Annotated in this window: 19 protein-coding genes; 8 read left to right on the forward strand and 11 right to left on the reverse strand. The window is 62.9% G+C overall.

Annotated features, from left to right (window positions below; genetic code table 11):
* Nucleotides 1–13: 13 nt before the first annotated feature.
* From AC1RNN_RS05475 to AC1RNN_RS05505, 7 genes are all read right to left on the reverse strand, one after another.
* Nucleotides 14–1,510, reverse strand: coding sequence for a M20 family peptidase (locus AC1RNN_RS05475; RefSeq protein WP_493087951.1), 1,497 nt, complete (start codon nucleotides 1,508–1,510; stop codon nucleotides 14–16).
* 14 nt (nucleotides 1,511–1,524) lie between these two features.
* Complete coding sequence (locus tag AC1RNN_RS05480) at nucleotides 1,525–3,624, reverse strand: 3-hydroxyacyl-CoA dehydrogenase NAD-binding domain-containing protein (RefSeq protein ID WP_493087949.1); 2,100 nt, start codon at nucleotides 3,622–3,624, stop codon at nucleotides 1,525–1,527.
* Nucleotides 3,625–3,753: 129 nt separating this feature from the next.
* Entirely contained in the window at nucleotides 3,754–4,449 is a 696-nt protein-coding gene (locus AC1RNN_RS05485) for an ABC transporter ATP-binding protein (RefSeq protein WP_493087947.1), read from the reverse strand.
* A gap of 1 nt (nucleotide 4,450) precedes the next feature.
* Nucleotides 4,451–5,239 (reverse strand): ABC transporter ATP-binding protein, encoded by a 789-nt coding sequence (locus AC1RNN_RS05490; RefSeq protein ID WP_493087945.1) that lies wholly within the window; start codon nucleotides 5,237–5,239, stop codon nucleotides 4,451–4,453.
* Complete coding sequence (locus tag AC1RNN_RS05495; protein WP_493087944.1) at nucleotides 5,236–6,528, reverse strand: branched-chain amino acid ABC transporter permease; 1,293 nt, start codon at nucleotides 6,526–6,528, stop codon at nucleotides 5,236–5,238. The genes AC1RNN_RS05490 and AC1RNN_RS05495 overlap by 4 nt, the downstream gene beginning before the upstream one ends.
* Before the next feature lie 7 nt (nucleotides 6,529–6,535).
* Complete coding sequence (locus AC1RNN_RS05500) at nucleotides 6,536–7,561, reverse strand: branched-chain amino acid ABC transporter permease (protein WP_493087942.1); 1,026 nt, start codon at nucleotides 7,559–7,561, stop codon at nucleotides 6,536–6,538.
* An 80-nt stretch (nucleotides 7,562–7,641) separates the two neighbouring features.
* The gene (locus AC1RNN_RS05505) at nucleotides 7,642–9,270 is read right to left on the reverse strand and encodes a 3-(methylthio)propionyl-CoA ligase (protein ID WP_493087941.1); all 1,629 of its coding nucleotides are present in this window, start codon (nucleotides 9,268–9,270) and stop codon (nucleotides 7,642–7,644) included.
* A gap of 133 nt (nucleotides 9,271–9,403) precedes the next feature.
* Between AC1RNN_RS05505 and AC1RNN_RS05510 the strand changes: the two genes are divergently transcribed.
* From AC1RNN_RS05510 to AC1RNN_RS05535, 6 genes are all read left to right on the forward strand, one after another.
* Entirely contained in the window at nucleotides 9,404–10,891 is a 1,488-nt protein-coding gene (locus tag AC1RNN_RS05510; protein WP_493087940.1) for a protein adenylyltransferase SelO, read from the forward strand.
* A 16-nt stretch (nucleotides 10,892–10,907) separates the two neighbouring features.
* Nucleotides 10,908–11,315: a peptide-methionine (R)-S-oxide reductase MsrB gene (gene msrB, locus AC1RNN_RS05515; RefSeq protein ID WP_493087938.1), complete on the forward strand. Its 408-nt coding sequence runs from the start codon at nucleotides 10,908–10,910 to the stop codon at nucleotides 11,313–11,315.
* Nucleotides 11,312–11,860, forward strand: a complete 549-nt coding sequence (locus tag AC1RNN_RS05520; RefSeq protein WP_493087936.1) for a septation protein A — start codon at nucleotides 11,312–11,314, stop codon at nucleotides 11,858–11,860. Before msrB ends, AC1RNN_RS05520 begins: the two co-directional genes overlap by 4 nt.
* Nucleotides 11,857–12,153, forward strand: coding sequence for a BolA family protein (locus tag AC1RNN_RS05525; RefSeq protein ID WP_493087934.1), 297 nt, complete (start codon nucleotides 11,857–11,859; stop codon nucleotides 12,151–12,153). The genes AC1RNN_RS05520 and AC1RNN_RS05525 overlap by 4 nt, the downstream gene beginning before the upstream one ends.
* Nucleotides 12,154–12,178: 25 nt before the next feature.
* Nucleotides 12,179–12,961, forward strand: a complete 783-nt coding sequence (locus tag AC1RNN_RS05530) for a peptidylprolyl isomerase (protein WP_493087932.1) — start codon at nucleotides 12,179–12,181, stop codon at nucleotides 12,959–12,961.
* Nucleotides 12,962–13,053: 92 nt separating this feature from the next.
* Nucleotides 13,054–13,815 (forward strand): FliA/WhiG family RNA polymerase sigma factor, encoded by a 762-nt coding sequence (locus tag AC1RNN_RS05535; RefSeq protein WP_493087931.1) that lies wholly within the window; start codon nucleotides 13,054–13,056, stop codon nucleotides 13,813–13,815.
* On the opposite strand, the gene AC1RNN_RS05540 is transcribed toward AC1RNN_RS05535, so the two are convergent.
* Both AC1RNN_RS05540 and AC1RNN_RS05545 read right to left on the reverse strand, forming a co-directional pair.
* On the reverse strand, nucleotides 13,816–14,490 hold the full coding sequence (locus AC1RNN_RS05540; RefSeq protein ID WP_493088240.1) for a heparan-alpha-glucosaminide N-acetyltransferase: 675 nt from the start codon (nucleotides 14,488–14,490) through the stop codon (nucleotides 13,816–13,818). It abuts the gene before it with no gap.
* Nucleotides 14,491–14,534: 44 nt separating this feature from the next.
* A complete protein-coding gene (locus AC1RNN_RS05545; protein WP_493087930.1) occupies nucleotides 14,535–15,713 on the reverse strand; it encodes an MFS transporter in 1,179 nt (392 codons plus the stop codon).
* A 51-nt stretch (nucleotides 15,714–15,764) separates the two neighbouring features.
* Between AC1RNN_RS05545 and AC1RNN_RS05550 the strand changes: the two genes are divergently transcribed.
* Together AC1RNN_RS05550 and AC1RNN_RS05555 are read left to right on the forward strand one after the other, a co-directional pair.
* Nucleotides 15,765–17,783: a peptidase U32 family protein gene (locus AC1RNN_RS05550; RefSeq protein WP_493087928.1), complete on the forward strand. Its 2,019-nt coding sequence runs from the start codon at nucleotides 15,765–15,767 to the stop codon at nucleotides 17,781–17,783.
* Between the two features lie 102 nt (nucleotides 17,784–17,885).
* Nucleotides 17,886–18,374 (forward strand): Crp/Fnr family transcriptional regulator, encoded by a 489-nt coding sequence (locus AC1RNN_RS05555; protein WP_493087927.1) that lies wholly within the window; start codon nucleotides 17,886–17,888, stop codon nucleotides 18,372–18,374.
* Here AC1RNN_RS05555 and AC1RNN_RS05560 read toward each other — a convergent pair whose 3' ends face one another.
* Both AC1RNN_RS05560 and AC1RNN_RS05565 read right to left on the reverse strand, forming a co-directional pair.
* Nucleotides 18,375–18,596: a hypothetical protein gene (locus AC1RNN_RS05560; protein ID WP_493087925.1), complete on the reverse strand. Its 222-nt coding sequence runs from the start codon at nucleotides 18,594–18,596 to the stop codon at nucleotides 18,375–18,377.
* Between the two features lie 216 nt (nucleotides 18,597–18,812).
* Entirely contained in the window at nucleotides 18,813–19,451 is a 639-nt protein-coding gene (locus tag AC1RNN_RS05565) for a nitroreductase family protein (protein WP_493087924.1), read from the reverse strand.
* Nucleotides 19,452–19,825 lie beyond the last annotated feature (374 nt).

The following is a 19,825-nucleotide window of genomic DNA, read 5'->3' on the forward strand; positions in this document are numbered from 1 at the left end:
CTCCTAAATACGGTCAGGGTTGGGTGGTGGCCTTCGCACCCTGCGTGACAAGGCGGTGGTAAAAGCGGATCAGCTCGGCATAGTTGCTGACCGCAATGCGTTCGTTGGTACCGTGGAAGCGCGGCAGGTCTTCCGGGCCGGCGCGCACGGGCGAGAACTTGAAGATGTGGTCGCTGATCTCGCCAAAGTGGATGGAGTCAGAGCCGCCAATCATCAGGCCCGGTGCCACCAGCGTTCCGGGGAACACCTCGCGCACCGTACGGTTGATAAGGGCGTACTGTGCAGAATCCACCGGCGTGACCTTGGAAGCCTCGGCACCACCGGGCAGCGCAAACAGCTCGAACTTGTCGGTCTTGGTGGCGTCGGCCACCAGGGCGCGGGTGCGTTCCACCACCATATCCTTGGTGTCGCCGGGCAACAGGCGGAAGTTGACGGTGGCCTCGGCATTGCCGGGCAGCACGTTTTCCTTGTTGCCGGCGTTGACAATGGTCAGCGCGGTGGTGGTGCGCATCACGGCATTGGTACCAGCGCCGTTTTCCAGCTGCTTCTGCACGATGGGGCCGAACAACCAGAGGTTGGACAGCGCGACGCGGGAGAAGCCGCTCATCTCGGGTGCGATGGTGGCGAACATGTCAGCCGCCACACCGCGAATGCCGGCGGGCAGTTGCTCGTCATCAATGCGCTTGAGCGCCGCACTCAGCATGGCAATGGCGCTTTGCCCCTTGGGCGGCGGCATGGACGAATGGCCGGGCGTGGCGGCCATTTTCAGCACCACGGTCAGATAACCTTTTTCCGCCACGCCAATGAGGGCCGTGGGCGCCTTAAGGCCAGGCATGATGCCTTCGGTAATCAGCAGGCCTTCGTCGATGACAAAGTCCAGCCGTACCTTGCGCTCCTTCAGCAGGGCCGCAATCTTCTCGGCACCGCGGTGGCCGCCCACCTCTTCATCCGCGCCAAAGGCCAGGTAGACTGTGCGCTCGGGCTTGTAGCCGCTGGCAATCAGCATCTCTAGGGCTTCGAGCTGGGCCATGAGGTTGCCCTTGTCGTCCCAGGCGCCACGGCCCCAGACGAAACCGTCTTTGACTTGGCCTGCAAAGGGCTCGGTCTGCCAGTTTTTCTCGGTACCGGGCGCAATGGGCACCACGTCCTGGTGTGCCATCAGCAGGATGGGCTGGGCCTCCGGCTTGCTGCCAGACCAGGTGTAGAGCAGGCTGTAGTTCCCCACTACTTCGCGCTTGAGCGCGGCGTGGATCTTGGGGAACTTGGCCTGCAGCAGCGCGTGCAGTTGCTTGAACTGGTCGGCGTTGAGTTCGGCGTCGTCGCGGGACGAGATGGTGCGCAGGCGCACGGCATCGGCCAGACGCTGGGCGACGCCGGCATCGTCCACCGCCACCACAGGCACCGGTGGCACATCGAGCTGGCGCGAGCCCTTGCGCAGGGTGTTGATGGCCAAGACGGCCACCAGCGCCAGCAGTAAGGCCAGTGCGCCCCAGGCTATTTTCTTGAGCATGGTGGCTTGCCCGCTCAGTTGAAGGTTTTGCCTTCAGCGGCAAGGCGGGCCAGCAGCGGTGCAGGCTGCCAGAACTTGGCGTCGTCCAGCGGGTTCTGTGCAAAGCGGTTCATGGCTTGCACCACATTGAACAGGCCCACCTCGTCGGCGTAGTTCATGGGGCCACCGCGGTGTGCCGGGAAGCCGTAGCCAAAGATGTAGACGATGTCGATATCGCTGGCCTTGTTGGCAATGCCCTCTTCCAGAATGTGGGCGGCTTCGTTGACCAGGCTGAACACCAGGCGCTGCACGATTTCTTCGTCAGAGATCTTGCGGGGTGTGATGCCCAGGGCCTTGCGGTGTTCTTCAATCATGGCCACGACTTCGGCGTTGGGGATGGCGTCACGTTTGCCTTCCACATAGTCGTACCAGCCCTTGCCCACCTTCTGGCCGAAGCGGCCCTTCTCGCACAGCAGGTCAGCGGTCTTGCTGTACTTCATGTCGGGCTTTTCAGAGTAGCGGCGCTTGCGGATGGCCCAGCCGATATCGTTGCCAGCCAGATCGCCCATGCGGAACGGGCCCATGGCCATGCCAAATTTTTCCATCGCCTTGTCCACCTGGGCAGGCGTGCAGCCTTCGTCCAGCAGGAAACCGCCCTGGCGGCCGTATTGCTCGATCATGCGGTTGCCGATAAAGCCGTCGCACACGCCGGAGACCACGGCCGTCTTCTTGATCTTCTTGGCAACCGTCATCACGGTGGCCATCACGTCCTTGGCGGTCTTCTCGCCGCGCACCACTTCCAGCAACTTCATGACGTTGGCAGGGCTGAAGAAGTGCAGGCCCACCACGTCTTCGGGGCGCTTGGTGAAGCTGGCAATCTTGTTCACGTCCAGCGTGGAGGTGTTGGAGGCCAGGATGGCACCGGGCTTCATCACGCGGTCCAGCTCCTTGAACACAGCTTCCTTGACGCCGATCTCCTCGAACACGGCCTCAATCACCAAGTCCGCATCTTTCAGGTCGTCGTAGCTCAGCGTGGTGGACAGCAAGCCCATGCGCTGTTCGTACTTGTCCTGCTTGAGCTTCTTCTTGGCCACTTGAGCTTCGTAGTTCTTGCGCATGATGCCGATGCCACGGTCCAATGCCTCCTGCTTCATTTCGAGCATCTTGACGGGGATGCCGGCGTTCAGGAAGTTCATGGCAATACCGCCACCCATGGTGCCAGCGCCGATAATTGCTACGGAGTTGATAGCACGTTGCGTAGTATCTGCGGGGACATCGGGGATTTTTGATGCTGCACGCTCGGCCAGGAACAGGTGGCGAAGGCTGCGGCTCTCGGCAGTCCACATCAGGTTGATGAAGATCTCGCGCTCGACGGCCATGCCCTCGTCGAACTTCTTCTTGGTGGCGGCCTCCACGGCATCCACGCACTTGGCGGGTGCGGGGAAGTTCTTGCTCATGCCCTTGACCATGTTGCGCGCAAACGCAAAGTAGGCGTCGCCCAACGGATGCTTGCACTTGAGGTCGCGCACCAGGGGTAATGGGCGTAAATCGGCTTTTTCACGGGCAAAGGCAATGGCCTCTTCCAGCACGCTTTCAGCAGACGCCGCCAGCTTGTCGAACAGCTTCTGGCCGGGGGCCATGGCCAGCATCTCGCTCTTGACGGTCTCGCCGCTGACGATCATGTTCAGTGCGGGCTCCACACCGAGCACGCGCGGCAGGCGCTGCGTGCCACCGGCGCCGGGCAGCAGGCCCAGCTTCACTTCGGGCAGGGCCACGCTGGTACCGGGAGCTGCAATGCGGTAGTGGCAACCCAGGGCCAGCTCCAGGCCGCCGCCCATGGCCACCGTGTGGATGGCTGCCACCACGGGTTTGCTTGAGGCTTCGAGCACGCCAATGACGCTGATCAAATTGGGCTCTTGCAATGCCGTAGGTTTGCCGAACTCCTTGATATCGGCACCGCCCGAGAAGGCCTTGCCCGCACCGGCGATGACGATGGCCTTGACCGCCGCATCTGCCTGCGCCTTGGCCATGCCGTCCGCAATGCCTTGTCGGGTGGACAGGCCCAGACCGTTGACCGGCGGGTTGTTCAGCGTGATGACGGCGATATCGCCTTGGACTTGGTACTGGGCGGTCATGCTTTCATTCCTTGAAAAGGTGGAGCCACAAAATAAAATAGAACGATCGTTCTTTTTTAAAGATTGTAGGGGTTTTGCGTGTCAATCCAAGGGCATTTGTCCCTCGTGGGACAAACCAAGGGTTATCCCCTAGGCCTCCAACCACTCGCGGCGAATGTCGCCCCGCTCCCGCAGGGACTGGGGTGTCCCGTCGAACACGATACGCCCATGGCCCATGACCAGGCAACGGTCCGAAACAGCCATGGCAATGGTGAGCTTTTGCTCGATCAACAGTACCGACATGCCCCGCTCACGCAGCGCCACCAGGGCCTGCGCCACCAGTTCCACGATCTGCGGAGCCAGACCTTCGGTGGGCTCGTCGATGATAATGAGTTCGGGGTCGCCCATGAGCGTGCGGCACAGGGTCAACATCTGCTGCTCCCCGCCGGAAAGCACACCCGCCGCGGTGTGCTCGCGCGCTTTGAGCTGGGGGAAGAGTCGGTACATGTCGTCAAACGACCAAGCTGCCCGCTTCTTGCCGCGCTGTTGTCCCAGGAGCAGGTTCTGGTGCACGGTGAGTGTGGGAAACACCTCGCGGCTCTCCGGCACATAGCCCACGCCAGCCCGCGCCATGGCGAAGGCCGGCTGGCCCAGAGCGGGCTGCCCCTTCCACTCCACAGTGCCCTGGCAAGCCACCAGACCCATGATGGCCTTAGCCATGGTGGAGCGGCCTGAACCATTGCGCCCCAGCAGGGCCACGATCTCGCCCTGCCCCACTTGCAGGTCCACGCCTTGCAGCACATGGCTTTTGCCGTACCAGGCGTGCAGGTTCTGAATATTCAGCATCTCAGTGCCCTCCCGCCTGCAACTCGCCTGACAAGGCGCCCAGGTAGGCCTCCTGCACACGTGGGTTGGCTCGTACGGCCTGCGGCGTGTCAAAAGCAATCAGTTCCCCATGGACCATGACCGCGATCCGGTCCGCCAGGTCAAACACCACGCCCATGTCGTGCTCCACCATCAGCAGCGTCTTGCCCTCCGTCACTTGCGCAATGAGTTCCACAAAGCGTTCCGTCTCGCTGCGGCTCATGCCGGCCGTCGGCTCATCCAGCAGGATCACGCTGGCGCCGCTGCCCAGGGTGATGCCAATCTCCAGCGCACGCTGCTCGGCGTAGGTCAGGTGCATGGCGGGCACGTCGCGCTTGTGTGCGAGCTGCACCATGTCCATGAGCTGGTCGGCGCGGGCATTGGCATCGTCCAGGCGGGACAGAAAACGCAGAAAGGTATAGCGGTAGCCCAGGCTCCAGAGCACGCTGCAGCGCAGGTTCTCGAACACGCTGAGCCGGGGGAAGATGTTGCTGATCTGGAAGCTGCGTGACAGGCCCAGGCGATTGATCTCGAAAGGCTTTTTGCCCTGGATGGGCTGGCCATGCAGCAAAACTTCGCCACGGTCGGGCGCATAGCGCCCGCTGATCAGATTGAACAGCGTGGACTTGCCCGCGCCATTGGGACCGATCAAGGCCACGCGCTCGCCCGCCTGCACGGTCAGGCTCACGCCGCAAATGATGTCGGACTGGCCAAAGCGCTTGTGCAGGCCGCGCAGTTCCAGCGCCGGAGTGCTCGTGAAAGTGGTGCTCACAGGCTGCTCCTTCCCGTAGCGGCCTTCTCCATGACGGCCTGGACAGCTTGCCAGTCCTGGGCAAACTGCCTGCGCACCAGCTCAAACAATGCAGTCCCCGTGGCGCACACCAGCAGCGCGCCCATCCAGCAGTCGGCACTGGCCGTGTCCAACGACAGACCAAGGAAGCGCAGACCAGAGCCCAGTGCCGCTTTCAGCTGGCGGTGGTAGACCATCTCCACCATGGCGCCTAGCCCGGCCAGCGCTACCAGCCCGCTGCCAATCAACGCCAGGTAGGCCAACCACAGGCGCCCCAGCAGGCCCGCGCGGGCCAGGCGCAAGTTCTGCATGACCAGACTGGCAATGCCGCCGGGCGCGTACAGAACCATGCAGAGAAAAAGCAGCCCCAGGTAGAGCAGCCAGGCCTTGGTGAGCTCACTGAGCAACACAAAGGCCAGCACCATGAGCACCGCACCGATGATGGGACCGAAGAAAAAGCCCGCCCCACCCACAAAGGTAAACAGCAGGTAGGCGCCGGAGCGTGTGGCGCTGACCACCTCGGCTGTCACGATCTCGAAGTTCAGCGCCGCCAGCCCGCCCGCCAAACCGGCAAAGAAGCCCGCAATGATGAAGGCCATGTAGCGGACGCGGTGGGGGTTGTAACCAATGAATTCCGCGCGCTCGGGGTTGTCGCGCACCGCATTAAGCATGCGGCCCAGAGGGGTTCCAGTCAGGGCATACAGAGCTGCCACGGCAACAAAGGTGTAGGCGGCGATCAGGTAGTAGACCTGTATGGCCGGTGCAAAGTTGATCCCGAAGACGGGCGGCCCCACCACCCGGTTGGACGACACGCCGCCCTCCCCGCCAAAGAAGCCGGAGAACATGAGCGATGCCGCAAACACCAGCTCGCCCAGGCCCAAAGTAATCATGGCAAAGGGAGTGCCCGGCGTGCGCGTGCTGACGTAGCCCAGCAATACGGCCACCCCCATGCCCGCAAACGCTCCCACCAGCGGAATGAGGCTGACAGGAATACCCCAACGCCCAGCTCCCGCTGCATTGAGCGCGTGGATGGCCGCGTACGCCCCCAGCCCGGTGTAGACCGCATGGCCAAAACTCAGCATGCCGCCCTGCCCCATCAGCAGGTTGTAGGACAAGCAGGCCACGATGGCGATGCCCATTTGCGACAGCAAGGTGACGGAAAGGCTGCTGCGGAACACCAAAGGAGCGACCACCAGCAACAGCGCGAAAGCGCTCCACAGCAGTGGGCGTGCCAGAGCAGGCGACGGTTTCAGGCCGGTCAGAAACGACATGCGCACCTCAGCCATCGCGTCTACCCAGCAATCCGCGGGGCCGCAGGATCAACACCAGCACCAGCAGCAGGTACGGCAGCATGGGCGCCACCTGGGCCACAGTGAGCCGGGAGGCGCCCAGACTCCGGAGCCCCTCGGTCACCGGCAGGCCCAGATCGTGCACCGCGTCCAGCAGCGAGTAATCCAGCGCCACAGCCATGGTCTGCACTACGCCTATCAGTAGCGATGCCAGAAACGCCCCACTCAGCGACCCCATGCCGCCCACTACAACGACCACAAAAATGACTGAACCTACCGTGGCGGCCATGGCCGGCTCCGTCACAAAGGTGACGCCCCCGATAACACCGGCCAGCCCGGCCAGCCCGGTGCCCACACCAAACACCAGCATGAAGATGCGCGGCACGTTGTGGCCCAGCGCTTCCACCATCTCCGGGTGGGTGAGCGCAGCCTGAATGACCAGGCCAATGCGGGTGCGCGATAGCAGCAGCCACAGCGCCAGCAGCATGCACAGGGCCACCAGCATGACAAAGCCGCGGCTCATGGGGAACGGCGAACACACCACGCCCGCAGCTACATTGCACAGGCCGGCCGGCGCACTGCCCCAGAGCAGCTGCATGCCGTCTGTAGCGTGGTGAACCAGCGTAAAGGCTGGCCCCTGCAACACGGCAGGCGGCCTGAATTCCACCGGAGTGCGGCCCCAGATGAGCTGCACCAGCTCCAACAGGATGTAGGAGAGGCCGAAGGTGATCAGCAGTTCGGGCACATGGCCCAGCTTGTGGGCCTTGCGCAGGGCCAGGCGCTCAAACACCGCACCCAGTGCGCCAATGGCCAGCGGCGCGATGACCAGGGCGGGCCAGAAACCGACCCAGCCAGACACGGTGTAGCCCAGGTAGGCCCCCAGCATGTAGAAGCTGGCGTGGGCGAAATTCAGCACGCCCATCATGCTCAGGATCAGCGTCAGCCCGGCGCTGAGCATGAACAGCAACAGCCCATAGCTGAGGCCGTTGAGCATGGAAATGATGAAAAACTCCATCCGGCAAACACCCTTTCATCGCCTTCCCCCGATTTGGGGTAGGCGATGATCGCATGACTACCGCCCCGGCCCCGCCGGGATCAGAGTGTGGGCAAGCGGTAGTCTTTGAGCAGCTCGCGCAGCTTGCTCTTCTGCATCTTGCCGGTGCCGCCCAGCGGAATGGCGTCCACAAACACCACGTCGTCCGGTACCTGCCATTTGGCGGTCTTGCCGTCGTAAAAGGCCAGCAGCTCGTCGCGCGTGAGCTCGCTGCCCTGTTTCTTGACCACGGCCACAATGGGCCGCTCGTCCCACTTGGGGTGCTTCATGCCGATGCAGGCGGCCATTGCCACAGCCGGGTGGGCCATGGCGATGTTTTCCACATCGATGGAGCTGATCCACTCGCCGCCGGACTTGATAACGTCCTTGCTGCGGTCGGTGATCTGCATATAACCATCGGGGTCTATGGTGGCCACGTCCCCGGTGGGGAACCAGCCGTCGACCAGGGGTGAGCCCCCCTCGCCCTTAAAGTATTCGCTGATGATCCAGGGCCCCTTGACCAGCAGATCGCCATAGGCTTTGCCGTCCCAAGGCAGCTCGGTGCCGTTTCCATCGACGATCTTCATGTCCACGCCGAAGATGCCGCGCCCCTGCTTGAGGCGGACTTTCATCTTGTCTTCGGGCGACATGGGCAGGTGCTTGTTCTTGAGCGTGCAGACCGTGCCCAAGGGCGACATCTCAGTCATGCCCCAGGCGTGCAGCACTTCCACCCCATACACATCGTTGAAGGCGGTAATCATGGCCGGCGGGCAGGCCGAGCCACCGATGACCGTGCGCTTGAGCGTGGAGAAGCGCAGCTTGGCCGTCTGCATATGGGCCAGCATCATTTGCCACACGGTAGGCACGCCCGCCGCAAAGCTGACTTTCTCGGCTTCGATCAACTCAAAGATGGACTTCCCGTCCATGGCTGGACCGGGGAACACCAGCTTGGCCCCCGTCATGGCGGCCGAATACGGCAGGCCCCAGGCATTGACGTGGAACATGGGGACCACGGGCAACACGGAATCGCGCGCACTCATGTTCAGCGCGTCGGGCAAGGCGCCCGAGAAGGCATGCAGGATGGTGGAGCGGTGGCTGTAGAGCGCGGCCTTGGGGTTGCCGGTGGTGCCGCTGGTGTAGCACATGCTCGATGCCGAGTTCTCGTCAAACTCGGGCCAGGCATACGCAACCGGCTGCGGGGCGATCCAGGCTTCGTAGCTCTGCAAGCCAGGGATGCCGGTCTCAGAAGGCAGCTTGTCAGCATCGCACAGCGCAATCCAGTGTTTGACAGTGGTGCAGCGGGTGTGGATGGCCTGCACGATGGGCAGGAATGTCATGTCAAAGCATAGCACCTGGTCTTCGGCGTGGTTGGCGATCCAGGCGATCTGGTCCGGGTGCAGACGCGGGTTCAGGGTGTGCAGCACGCGACCCGAGCCGCTCACGCCGAAGTACAGCTCCAGGTGGCGATAGCCATTCCACGCCAGCGTGGCCACGCGGTCGCTGAAGGCCAGCTTCATCTGGTCCAGCGCATTGGCCACCTTGCGCGCGCGTACGGCCAGCTCCCGATAGTTGGTGCGATGGATGTCTCCCTCCACCCGGCGGGAGACGATTTCCCCCTCGCCATGGTGGCGTTCCGCAAAATCAATCAGGGAAGAAATCAGCAGCTGCTGGCCTTGCATCAAACCTAACATATGGCGTCACCTCTGGAATAGTTCGAACAGTCACCGCGGGCCTCGATTCGCTGTCGCGCACGCGTCGCCGCATGGTAATCCCGCCAAGCCCCCTGCGAAGGCCGGCATTAGTCATATGCGGGACAATTCAGTCATGCCTATTTCGTCCTATCCGGGCGACCCAGTGGACTTGGGTCTGACTTGGAACCACCGCTTCGCCAGTCTGGGCGAAGATTTCTACACCCCGCTTGCCCCCACGCCCCTGCCCGCCCCCTACTGGATGGGCAACAGCATCAACGCGGCCAACGCGCTGGGCCTGGACCCGGCCTGGCTGCAATCCGATGAGGCACTGCAGGCCTTCACCGGCAACCGCCCGCTGCAAGGCGGGCTTTCGCTGGCCAGCGTCTACAGCGGCCACCAGTTTGGCGTCTGGGCAGGGCAGTTGGGCGATGGCCGTGCCATCCTGCTGGGTGAGACGGCAAAGGGGATGGAGATTCAGCTCAAGGGCGCAGGCCTTACGCCCTACTCCCGCATGGGCGACGGCCGGGCCGTGCTGCGCAGCAGCATCCGTGAATTCCTGGCCAGCGAGGCCATGCACGCGCTGGGCATTCCCACGTCCCGGGCGCTGTGCGTCACCGGGTCCAACGCCCCGGTACGGCGGGAAGAGCTGGAAACCGCCGCCGTGGTCACGCGGCTGGCGCCCAGCTTCATCCGCTTTGGCCATTTCGAACACTTTTGCCACCACGGCCTGCACGACCAGCTCAAGGTGCTGGCCGACTTTGTGATCGACCAGTTCTACCCGGCCTGCCGCACGGACGCGCGCTGGGGTGGCAACCCCTATGTGTCCCTGCTGGCCGCAGTGACGGAGCGCACGGCAGAGATGGTGGCGCAGTGGCAGGCGGTGGGTTTCTGCCATGGCGTGATGAACACCGACAACATGAGCATCCTGGGCCTGACCATCGACTACGGCCCCTTCCAGTTCATGGACGCCTACGACCCCGGCCATATCTGCAACCACTCGGACCACCAGGGCCGCTACGCTTTCTACAAGCAGCCCAACATCGCCTACTGGAACCTGTTCTGCCTGGGTCAGGCGCTGATGCCGCTGATAGCTGCGCAGGAAGACGCCATTGCAGCGCTGGAGACCTACAAGGACATCTACCCGCGGGCCTTCGCCCGGCGCATGGCCGCCAAGCTGGGTTTGGCCGACCTGCAGGAGGCCCACCGCACGCTGATTGAGGACATCCTGAAGCTGCTGGCCGCCGACAAGGTGGACTTCTCCATCTTCTGGCGCCGCCTGAGCCTGTGGGCGCAGGAGCAGCGCACCGGCGACGATTCGGTACGCGACCTGTTCCTGGATCGGGCCGGTTTTGATACCTGGCTGCTATCGTATTCAGAGCTGCTCGCGCATATTCCACAGGGGATAGCGGCCGATTTAATGCTAAAAACCAACCCCGCCTTTGTGCTGCGGAACCATTTGGGCGAGGAAGCCATCCAAGCGGCCAGGGCTGGCGACTTCACGGTGGTGGCCGATTTGCTGAAAGTTTTGGAGCATCCGTACGACGAACACCCTGAGCATGCCGCCTGGGCCGACTTTCCGCCGGATTGGGCGAACCAGATTTCCATCAGCTGCAGCTCCTAAACCCGAAGGAACCCCCATGACTTTCCCCATCACCAAAACCGACGCCGAGTGGCAAGCCGTCTTGGCCGAAAAAGGTGCCGAACCCGTGGCTTACCAGGTCACCCGCCATGCGGCGACCGAGCGCCCCTTCACCGGCAAGTACGAACGCCAGTGGGCCGACGGCAGCTACCACTGCATCTGCTGCGGCAACAAGCTGTTCGACTCCGACACCAAGTTCGACGCCCACTGCGGCTGGCCCAGCTTCTCGTTGGCCATTCCCGGTGCCATCACCGAGATCACCGACCGCAGTCACGGCATGGTGCGCGTGGAGACCGTATGCAGCCAGTGTGGCGCCCACCTGGGCCATGTGTTTGACGATGGCCCCACCGACACAGGCCTGCGCTATTGCATGAATTCCGCCTCGCTACACTTCACGCCTGCATGAAAACTTTCCTCGACTTCTTCCCCATCCTGCTGTTCTTCGGCGCCTACAAGTTCTATGACATCTACGTGGGCACCGCCGTGCTGATGGGCGCCACGGTGTTGCAGATGGCGGTGATCTACGCCATGGACCGCAAGCTGCAGACCATGCACAAGATCACGCTGGTGCTGATTCTGGGTTTTGGCGCGCTAACGCTGTCACTGCACGACGACCGCTTCATCAAGTGGAAGCCCACCGTGCTCTACGCGTTCATGGGCATCGCGCTGGCCGTGGCCGTCTGGGGCATGAAGAAGAACTTCCTCAAGCTGCTGTTGGGCAGCCAGCTGGAGTTGCCCGATACCATCTGGCAGCGCCTCAACGTGGCCTGGGTGCTCTACACCCTGTTCATGGCCGCCATCAATGCCTACGTGGTGATGTACTACAGCACCGAAGACTGGGTGAACTTCAAGCTCTGGGGCTATGTATTCCCCCTAACCTTCCTGGTCGCGCAGGGCCTCTATATCGCCCCATACCTCAAGGGGGATGACGCCAGCAAGGACAGCCCGTGAGCCAAGGCCCCACCGCCGCCCAACTTGAAGCCCGGCTGCGCGAGCGCCTGGCGCCGAGTCGGCTAGAAGTGATCGATGAAAGCTACCAGCACGCCGGCCACGCCGGTGCCAATGGCACAGGCCTCGGCACTCATTTCCGGGTGCGCATCGCTTCACAATTGTTTACAGCCAAGAGCCGCGTGGCGCGCCATCGCCTTGTGTATGATGCGCTGCAAGATTTCATTGATCAGGGCCTGCACGCCTTGGCCATTGAGGCCGAAGATTCGCCCTCTGGCAGAACCCCCTCCCCATAAGACAAGCATCCCTGAAGGAACCGGTATGAAGAAGCACATTTTGACCGCCTTGGCCGCAGCTGCACTGCTGTCCGCCGCATCGGCCGCCATGGCCCAGAACATCGCCATTGTCAATGGCAAGGCCGTGCCCAAGGCCCGCGTGGATGCACTGGCAGAACAGATCAAGCGCTCCGGCCGCCCCGTGACCCCTGAAATGCAAGGTCAGCTGAAGGAAGAAATCATTGCCCGAGAAATCTTCGTGCAGGAAGCCCAAGCCCGTGGTCTGGACGCCACGGAAGACTACAAGAACCAGGTGGAACTGACCCGCCAGTCCATCCTGATCCGCGAACTCTTCAACGACTATCAGAAGAAGAACCCCGTCACCGACGAGGAAATCAAGGCCGAGTACGACAAGTTCGCATCTGCCAACGCCGGCAAGGAATACCGCGCCCGCCACATCCTGGTGGAAACCGAAGCCCAGGCCAAGGCCATCATTGCTTCCCTGAAAAAAGGTGCCAAGTTTGAAGACATCGCCAAGAAGCAATCCAAGGACCCCGGCTCCGGCGCCAACGGTGGTGATCTGGATTGGGCCAACCCCAGCAACTACGTGAAGGAATTCGCCGATGCGCTGGTCGCCCTCTCCAAGGGCAAGACCACCGAAACTCCGGTGAAGACCCAATTCGGTTACCACATCATCCGCCTGGAAGACATGCGTGAACCCCAACTGCCCAAGCTGGACGATGTGAAGCCCCAGATCGCACAGCAACTGCAACAGCAGAAGCTGGGCAAGTTCCAGGAAGACCTGCGCACCAAGGCCAAGGTGGAATAAACCCTAGAGAATCCCCTGCTGTTTGAATAAGGCCGGGATTCGCAGTACAAAACGCGGCTTAGGCCGCGTTTTTTTTGCGTAGTCTACGGGCCATGACCACCAAACAGGACATCAGTCATCCCGCACAGCAGCGGCTGGTGACCCAGCACGCCCCGCTGGTGGGAAAGATTGCGCGCTCCATGGCGCATGGCCTGCCCCCGCATGTGCTGACTGATGACCTGGTGCAGGACGGTCTGTTGGGCCTGATTGACGCCATCATCCGCACCACGCGCGAGACCTCGGGCGTGGAGTTCGAAAGCTACCTCACCCAGCGCGCGCGCGGCGCCATGCTGGACGGCCTGCGTGCCATGGACCCCGCTACCCGACAGATCCGCCACGCCATGCGGCGCGTGGAATCTGCCATCCAGCAACTGGGGCACCGACTGGGGCGGCAGCCGTCCGAAGGCGAAGTGGCGCTGGCCATGGATATGCCCATCGACGAATACCGCCGCCTGCTGCAGCAGGCCCACGGCTACTGGCTGGTGTCCCTGGATGACTTGGAACACAGTGACGACCTCGCCGAATACCTGGACCAGTGCGCCGGCAACGATACCGATCCGCTCGCCTTGCTGGAGCGCTCCACCTTCCGCAAGGCCCTGGCCGAAAGCTTGCGCACGCTGAGTGCCCAGGTCCAGGAGCTGCTCAATCTGTACTACGTGGAAGAGCAGAAGATGCGGGAGATAGGCACCCAGTTGGGCCTGAGCGAAGCCCGGGTCTCCCAACTGCACGCCAGCGCCATCGCCGCGCTGCGAGCGCGCTTGCTCGACGAAGAGCAGGCTCGCAATCTGCTCCAGCCACGTCGCGCCCCCCGCTAATCACGTCAGCAACCAGAGCAAGCCCAGCAAAACGGGCTGGTGCAGCATGTAGTAGCTCAGGCTCCATCGCCCCAGGGTCGCCAGGGGTTGCCATCGATTCCCGGCAAGTACCTGCCTCTGTGGCGCCCGGCGCAACCACCACTGCGTGGCCGCCATGCCCCACCAGAGCACGCCCAGCCAGGGCACCAGAGGTACGTAGTCCTCGGTGATGGGTTTGGTGTTGATCAGCCCGAGCCAGTTCAGCGGTTTTTCATTGAAAAAAGTGCCAATAGCCCCCGCGTCCATTGCGCGAGCAGCTATGAATTTGGTAGCAATCGCCAGCCCGCCGGCGGGCCAGAGCCAGGCGCCCCAATGGCTGCTCAGGCGGGCGATCAGCAGCATCACGGCCATGCCGTGCAGCACGCCGAAGTAGATATAGCTTTTGGGGAACATGAGCGCAGACGCGGCGCTGACCAGCAGGGCGCAGCCAGCGATCTGGCCCCAGCGCCGCCAGAACTGGGGCCAGCTCTGTTCCTGCGCAGCGGCCAGCGCCTGCCCCGCGCCGGCGCAGAGCAGAAACAGGCTCAGGATGCAGGTGCGCTGCCAGGTCCAGACCGGGTCACGGTAAAAGTCTTGCCTGATCAGACCGGCCTGGTTCAGGTCAAACGCAAAGTGATAGACCGTCATCCACAGCATGGCGGCGCCGCGCAGCGCGTCCACAGCGGCGTGGCGTTGCGGTTTCAAGCTACGCCCCGTCGTTGAAGCCGACTACCCCAGACGCTCAGGACCATGCCCAGCGCCGCACTCAGCAGCACACATAGCACCAGACCTGGCGCGCCCAGCTGGCTCAGCGCCAGCGCAAAACTGGGTGGTCCCAGGGTGGAACCCAGATTGCCCATTTGCGCCACGGCGCCGTTGGCGCGTGCCTGCTGTGCCACCTCTTCGTTCAATGCAGGAATGAGCGCGAACGAGCTGCCCCCTGCCAGGCCCGACACCAGCATCAGTGCCATGGACATGGGCGCCACGCCCATGCCGATCCACTGGCTCAGGCCCCAGCCCAAGGCGCACAGCATGACCAGGGCATAGGCCAGGCGGGCCAGACGCAGCGGCGGCAGCCACGCCTGGGCCAGCCAGCCGGCGCAGAAGGTGCCGCACACGCCCAGCAGGGGCAACACGGTGGCCAGCCACGCACGGTCTGCCCCCGCCTGACGCGGCAAAAAAGTCAGCAGCGCCACGGCAGTAACGGTGTAGCAGAAGAAGCACAGCCCCGGCAGCGCGGTGGTGCCGTGGGTGTAGATTTGCACATGCTGGGCCAGCAAAGTACGTAGAGACACCCTGCCGCCGGGCCGTGGAGGATCTGCCGGAAACAGGCAGGCCACCACCACCGCAGCAGCCAGCAGACCCACACCATGTGCGGTAAATATGACGGACAGCCCATATGCCTGAATGAAGGGGCCGCCCACCGCGCCGGCCAGCGCGAAGGCGGTGCCCACAAAGGTGCTCCACAGTCCCATGGCGATGGAGCGCTGTTTGGGGGCGGCATTGGCTGCCATCAGTGTGGGGGCGGCCACCACCACGGCCAGGTGCGATGCGCCTTCCAGCACCCGTGTGCCCCAGAACCAGGGCATGGGCAGCAGCAGGCTTTGCAGCAACGCCAACACGCCCCCCAGCGACAAACCCGCCAGCAGCAGGCGTCGGTAGCCCAGCAAAGGGGCCAGCAGGCCCATGGTCACCCCCAGCAGCAGGCCGACCATGCCCACGGTGGACAGCACCCAGCCCATGCTGGCAGTGCTGGTGGCGTAATTCGCCTGCAGCTCGCCAAAGGCAACAGCGATCTTGGCGAACTGCAAGGCGGCGAGGATGCCGCACAGCCACAGGACGAGGACGCGTGGCCAATGGGTGGAGGTGACTTGGGTCATGGGAGCGCCGCAGTGTACCGTTTGGGGTGGAGACTGGGATAATCACCTCCCATGTCCCTGCAAGATTTCCAGCTCGAACTCCTGGCCCCCGCGCGTACCGCCGAGATCGGCATTGAAGCCGTCAACCATGGTGCCGATGCCGTCTACATTGGCGGCCCCGGCTTTGGTGCGCGTTCCAGCGCCGACAACAGCATCACCGATATCGCGCATCTGGTGCAGCACGCGCACCGCTTCAACAGCCGCATCTTTGTCACCATGAACACCATCCTGCGGGATGATGAACTGGAGCCCGCTCGCAAGCAGGCCTGGCAGCTGTATGAAGCCGGAGTGGACGCACTCATCGTGCAGGACATGGGCCTGCTGGCCATCGACATGCCGCCCATCCAGCTGCACGCCAGCACCCAGACCGATATCCGCACTCCCGAAAAAGCGCGCTTTCTGCAGGATGTGGGGCTGTCCCAGATCGTCTTGGCGCGCGAACTCACCACCAAGCAGATCGCCGCCATCCGCGCCGCCACCGATCCCGAAAAGTGCACGCTGGAGTTCTTTATCCACGGCGCGCTGTGCGTGGCCTACAGCGGCCAGTGCTACATCAGCGCCGCCCACACCGGGCGCAGTGCCAACCGCGGTGAATGCAGCCAGGCTTGCCGCCTGCCCTACCAGGTGGTGGATGACAAGGGCCGCTTTGTCGCGCACGACAAGCATGTGCTGTCCATGAAGGACAACAACCAGAGCGAGAACCTGGCCGCGCTGGTGGACGCGGGCATCCGCAGCTTCAAGATCGAGGGCCGCTACAAGGACATGGGTTATGTGAAGAACATCACCGCCCACTACCGCAAGCTGCTGGACCGCCTGATCGAAGACCGCCAGTACTCCGACCAACCGGTGTCCCGCTCCAGCAGCGGCAGCACCAGCTTCACCTTCGAGCCCGACCCCAACCAGAACTTCAACCGCGAGTTCACGGATTACTTCGTCCAGGGCCGGCAGATCGATATTGGCGCCTTCGACAGCCCCAAGAACCCCGGCCAGGCCATTGGCTGGGTGAGCAAGGTGAACGCGGACAGCGTGGAGCTGGAACTGGGCGACCACAGCAAGGCGCTGAGCAATGGCGATGGCCTCTGCTACTACGACCTGCAAAAGGAACTGGTGGGCCTGGCCATCAACCGGGCCGAAGCCATCAACGCAACCAAAGGCCTCTGGCGCGTGTTCCCCAAGGACCCCATTGCGGGCCTGAAAGACCTGCGCAAGGGTGTGGAGGTGAACCGCAACCGCGATGTGAACTGGACCCGCGTGCTGGAAAAGAAGAGCAGCGACCGGCGCATCGGCGTCTGGGCCGTGCTGGCCGAAACGGCCGATGGCATCGCCCTGACGCTGACCGATGAGGATGGCTTTACGGCCACTGCTCGCACCACCTTGCCTCGTGAGCTGGCCAAGGATGCATCGACCGCCGTGGATACCCTGCAGGCCAATGTCAGCAAGATGGGCACCACCATCTTCGCTGCGCTGGATGTGCAGATCCAGTTCAGCCAGCCCTGGTTTGTGCCGGCCTCGGTACTGAACCCGCTGCGCCGCGAAGCCGTGGAAGCGCTGGAACGTGCCCGCGCCACCGGTTTCCAGCGCCTGCTGCCCGCTACCCCCGTGGAGCCGCCCGTGGCCTACCCCGAGGACACGCTGAGCTACCTGGCCAACGTGTTCAACCAGGCTGCCCACGGTTTTTATGCCAAACACGGGGTCAAGGTCATTGCCCCGGCCTATGAAGCCATTGAGGAAATGGGCGAAGTGAGCCTCATGATCACCAAGCACTGCGTGCGCTTCTCGCTAAGCCTGTGCCCCAAGCAGGCCAAGGGCGTGACAGGTGTGCAGGGCCAGGTCAAGGCTGAGCCGCTGCAGCTCATCAACGGCAAGGAAAAACTGACGTTGCGCTTTGACTGCAAACCCTGCGAGATGCATGTGGTGGGCAAGATGAAAACCAGCGTGGCCAACCAGAGCCGCAAGGAACTGCTGGAAGCCGCCCTGGGCGTGCCCATGACCTTCCACAAGACACGGCCCAGGCAGGAATTCGGACACTGAACCCAGTAGTGTCTTTGGGCGGGACTGGACAGTTCCTGCCCGGTATCGCTAACCTGTGAGCCGGATGGGCCGCATGGCCCCTCCCCTTACCGGAGACGCGACATGACGACTTCGACCGTTTCGATCCAGCACGATGTAAGCGCCTTGACTGCGGCGATTGCCCGCAGCACGGATACCGGTGGACTCGGCCGTTTCCTGGAGAGCTACCGATGGAGTGTGTTGGCCCAGTATGTGGAGCCGGCCAGTCACCCGCGCGGGCATTTGCTGATTGCCCAGGGCGCCCGGGAACGGAGCCTGTTTTTCCTGGAGAGTGGGGACCTGAAGGTGGACGTCAGGACCGACGCAGGACTGGTCCATCTCGCCATCCTGGGACCGGGCTCGGTAGTAGGCGAAGGCAGCTTCTTCTCGGGGCTGCCACGCAATGCATCGGTGGCCGCCTACAGCGACTGCAAGGTCTGGGAGTTGCCATTGCCCAGGTTTGCTGCGCTGTCCCACGAACACCCGGGCGTCGCCCTGGCCCTGAGCCAGGCATTGGGCGCCGTCATGGCCAGCCGCATGCTCGATGTCAGCCGCCGTTTGGCACTGACCTGATCAGCCTGCGGGAGGCTCGTCCGGCGTGGACAGCAGACGCCACGCCAGCCGCAGCCCCAGCCACGCATTGCCCAAGGCAAACACGGCGATCACCACGCTGGCCAGCGGCGTCAACCGGTAGTTCTGGACGATCCACATGAGGGCTGTGGACAGGCCGTTGAGCACCAGCATGAGCCAGAACGCGGGCTTGCGGGGCTGAAACAAACGGCGCAGCTTGATCACGCGCGTTCAGCCCGGGGGCATTCACAAAACTGGGCCATGGCATTCACTCCGGGTCAAAGCGCAGGTCTGGCTGCGCGGTTCTTTTCACCAACCGGCGCCTTGCTGCGCCGGATTTGCAGCGCTTTGTACCATTCAGAAAATTGGCCCTACATTCCGGGCACAAAAAAAGGGCTGGTCGCAACCAGCCCTTTTTCGGGTTCAGTCAATCACCGGGGCTTATGCCACTTCGGTGATGAACTGCTCGCGCGGACGGCGCACCTTCTTCAGGTTCACCAGCCAGTCGCCTTCATCAGCACGGTAGCCGATAGGCAGGATGGCCACGCTGCGGAGGCCACGGGCCTGCAGGCCCAGAATTTCGTCCAGCGCCTTGGGGTCAAAACCTTCCATGGGGGTGGCATCCACCTGCTCTTCGGCCGCGGCAATCAGGGCAGTGCCCAGGCCGATGTAGGCCTGGCGGGCGGCGTGCTGGTAGTTCACTTCGGCATCACGCTGGGGGTACATGCCCAGCAGCATCTGGCGGTAGTTTTCCCAGCCTTCGTTCTTGAAACCGCGCTCGGCGTTCACGAGGTCAAACATGGCGTTGATGCGCTCGGCGGTGTAGTTGTCCCAGGCGGCGAACACAAGCAGGTGCGAGCTTTCTGTGATCTGGCCCTGGTTCCAGGCGATGGGCTGGATCTTTGCACGCACGTCCTTGTTGGTGACGACGATCACCTCATAGGGCTGCAGGCCGCTGGAGGTTGCGGTCAGGCGCACGGCTTCCAGAATGCGGTCCACCTTGTCCTGGGGCACGGTCTTTGCGGGGTTGAACTTCTTGGTGGCGTAGCGCCATTGCAGTTTGTTGATCAGGTCGGACATGGAAGGCACTCAAAAAATAGTTGCAGGTGCATTAGATTTTGGGTGCCTTCGCCAAATTGCAAGGGGCGTGTCCGGAATTCACGGAGCTGGCGCCACCCATTGCGTGGGGACCAGCCAAGGCAGAAAAAAATGTGCTATTCACGCGCCAGCGCAACGCTGCCTTCATGGTGCATGACGGTCTGAAAAAGTTGGGCATCAAGTTTGCTTAGGAGGTGCATGCCCCACTCCCGCTGATGGACACCGCATGAAACAACCCGCATCCCTTGGTTCTCATTTCTTTCTCTGGGGCCTGGCCTGCGCATGCAGCTTTGTGGTGCTGGCCGTGTGCACCTGGAGCCTGCACGGTGCAATGCAGGCACCTGCACCCAATGTGG

The organism is Rhodoferax sp. GW822-FHT02D07 (assembly GCF_058802405.1).